This is a genomic window from Pedobacter sp. 01T416_2, assembly GCF_056398925.1.
The window spans coordinates 1-3,150 of record NZ_JBFTQI010000698.1 but is presented as its reverse complement, the minus strand read 5'-3'; the positions used below and the strand labels follow the sequence as shown (position 1 = coordinate 3,150).

At 37.5% G+C, this 3,150-nt stretch carries 4 protein-coding genes; all 4 read right to left on the bottom strand.

Annotated elements, in window-relative coordinates:
* A partial coding sequence (locus AC1DPQ_RS22675) for a fasciclin domain-containing protein (protein ID WP_477610952.1) occupies nucleotides 1-308 on the bottom strand: 308 nt, incomplete at its 3' end.
* Between the two features lie 327 nt (nucleotides 309-635).
* Entirely contained in the window at nucleotides 636-1,418 is a 783-nt protein-coding gene (locus AC1DPQ_RS22670) for an SDR family oxidoreductase (RefSeq protein ID WP_477582976.1), read from the bottom strand.
* A 97-nt stretch (nucleotides 1,419-1,515) separates the two neighbouring features.
* Entirely contained in the window at nucleotides 1,516-2,649 is a 1,134-nt protein-coding gene (hemW, locus tag AC1DPQ_RS22665) for a radical SAM family heme chaperone HemW (protein ID WP_477582975.1), read from the bottom strand.
* Nucleotides 2,650-2,818: 169 nt separating this feature from the next.
* Nucleotides 2,819-3,046 (bottom strand): hypothetical protein, encoded by a 228-nt coding sequence (locus AC1DPQ_RS22660; protein ID WP_477582973.1) that lies wholly within the window; start codon nucleotides 3,044-3,046, stop codon nucleotides 2,819-2,821.
* Nucleotides 3,047-3,150 lie beyond the last annotated feature (104 nt).

Below are 3,150 nucleotides of genomic sequence, written 5' to 3'. Positions count from 1 at the left end.
GTAGTAAGCGTTGCTTTATTTTCTGGTTTAACCAGATTGTCAACAGTTCCGGCAGGAAGTTTATCAAATGCAGCATTTGTTGGTGCAAAAACAGTGAAAGGGCCAGCACTTTTTAAAGTTTCAACCAAACCTGCGGCTTTTACTGCTGCAACCAGTGTAGTGTGGTCTTTTGAATTTACAGCATTATCTACAATATCCTTAGTCGAATACATGGCTGCGCCACCAACCATTGGATTTTTTTGAGCGTAAACTTGAGTAGTGAATGCCATGGTAATTACGGCAAATGCGGTTAAGATTAAATTTTTCATTATTTCTAATTTTTAAGTTTCTGTTATTTGATTCCATTTACGATAGCTTACAGATACTTGGTTTTTAGAAATAAAAAATAATTTTTAATGTGTTGATTGTTAATGATTTAAATTTTTATTTTTTTTAATTTGTAAAGGTGCGGTGGTGGTTCTTCGGGTGGGCTAGCCCCGTTTTTCGCTAAATCTTTTGGCTGTTCTTCGACTCCGCTCAGAATGAGCGCCAAAAGGATATCGCTTCAACCAGGTTTAGATCAATTGGGCTCGCCCCTAAATCGCATCCTTTTAAACTTGGTGGATCACGCTTAACGCCAACCTCAAAACGCAGTGCTAGTTCACTTTCGCCGTTCTTACCTTTTTAGAAAAAAGCTTAGGGAAAAAGCGTTTCAATAATACTGCTCTGGTTTCTTTTCCGCCAATATAAACCTCTTCCTTTTTATTTTTAACAGCTTGTACAATTTGTTTTGCACATTCGGCAGGTGTCATGGCATTTTCATGTGCATCGCCCATCTTATTAAGTGGGTTACCATCTCCCGTAAGTGCGTTGTAGGTAACATTTGTTTTGATAAAACCTGGACAGATGATGGTAATATCGATGTTTTTATCGTAAACTTCCGATCGGAGCGAATCGAAATAACCATGCAGCGCATGTTTTGAGGCCGCATAAGTAGAGCGGAATTTCGTGCCGAATTTTCCAACAAGGCTACTAATTACAACTATCTGTCCACCACCGTTAGCGATCATCAAAGGTAAAACTGCTTTGCTCAGTACAACTGTTCCCCAGAAATTGGTGTCCATAATCTGTTGTTCTGTTTGCAGGTTGGTTTCGAGCGCTAAACTCCGCTGACTTACGCCGCCGCTATTGATCAGTAAATCTATTTTTCCAAAAATACGGATGGCATCGGCAGCTTTGTTTTCAAGTGTAGCTGTTTCGCTCAAATCGAATGGTAAAACATGTACATTAAAAGAATTTTGGCAGTTTCCTTTTACACGGAATAGTTCGTCACGATTTCTTCCTGAGATGATCAGTTTATTGCCAGCTTTAAAATATTCATATACCAAGGCCTCTCCAATACCTGATGATGCACCTGTAATCCATACAATTTTTGACATATATTTTAATTAATTATTGAATGACTGAGTTTTGAATGAGTGAATGTTGTTTAACCGGCTAAATCAGTCAGCTCTAATTCAATCCTTCTCAATTCACTCATTCATCTCCTACAATAAACAATTCCGAAGCAATATGATCGGCAAATAATTTTCCGTTTTGACTTAAACAAATTTTATCCCCATCAATGATCAGCCAGTCTTTATCCTCGAAATTTTTTAGGTTGTGTTTTGTTTCCGCTAAAAAATCTTTCCCGAAATCGGTATTTATTTTTTGTAAATCAGTTCCCCACATCGTTCTTAACGAAGTCATGATGTACTCGTTAAATCTGTCGTTTAAACTCAGTTCTTCAACAATTTCAGGAAGCTTGTTATGGCCTAACGTTTCCATATACAACGCGTTATTGGCAGGGTTCATATAGCGGTTTTGGCCATTAAAACCGTGTGCCGATGGGCCAATGCCAATATAATCTATTCCCTTCCAGTAATTGGTGTTATGCACTGCATAATGATCGGGTTTAGCAAAATTCGAAATTTCATAGTGTTCAAAACCTGCATCAACAAGTTTATCCATCAAAATTACAAACTGAGCGGCGCTTTGGTTATCGTTTACGGGAGTTTGTTTTTTATTTTTGATGGCGTGGGCTAAAGCTGTCCGAGGTTCTACCGTTAGCGCGTATCCCGAAATATGCGGAACCTCCAGCTCAATTGCTTTTTGGATATTACTTAACCATTTTTGATCGGTGAGTAAAGGATAGCCATAAATTAAATCGAGGGTTAGGTTTTCAAAACCAGCATCCTGACTTCTTCTGATACAATCTTCCGCTTCTTGGGCCCGGTGCGCGCGGTTCATCCAGGTCAGATCTTCATCATAAAAAGACTGTATGCCCACACTAAAGCGGTTAACGGGCAATTGTTTCAGTTCTTTTAATTTCTGGGCGGTTAAATCATCTGGATTGGTTTCGATGGTAATTTCAGCATTTGCATCAACAGAAAAAGTGTGGTCAATGGCATCGAAAATCTTTTGTAAAGCTGCCTGCGATAAAATAGAGGGTGTTCCGCCGCCAAAATAAATGCTTCCAACCTGTCCGCCAATCCGATCTTTTTTCATTTTGATCTCTTTGCAGATCGCATCAACCATTTCATCAGCATATTTTAAAGAAGTGCTGAAATGAAAATCGCAATAGTGACAGGCCTTTTTACAGAAAGGGATATGAATATAGATACCGGACATTGATGCAAAGATAGCGAAGTTAGGTTTTCTTTATTGTCATAATATTTAGTTAGGTAGTTTGAACGGTCGCATAAATTTTAGAATAACAAGAAAGTAAAGCTATATATTTACTTTTTATTGCTTTTGTAAAGTAATAGCTTTACCTGCGTTACTAGTTAAATGAATGAAACTACTTTCGCATTTCTTTGCTACTGTAGTTTTTTAAGTGTCTTTTCCCATCTTTATCTCCATCCCAAACGTTTGTGACCGCTGAAATTTTATGTGGAAGTTCTTTCTGTTTAATAATCTGGATTTTTGCGATCCTTCTAAAAGTTTTGTTCCATCGCCTTTTATCTAGCTTTTCTGAAGTCGCAGTTGTTATTCCGAATATTGGCGTTTTCTTTTTTGAATTGGACATTGTTTAATGCGTGCTATTTTTGCATTATTGCTAAAGTTATTAATTAATCCATTTATTTTCTTTAGGTAAACCATGATTATTCGACTACTTTTGCATCCTTAAGT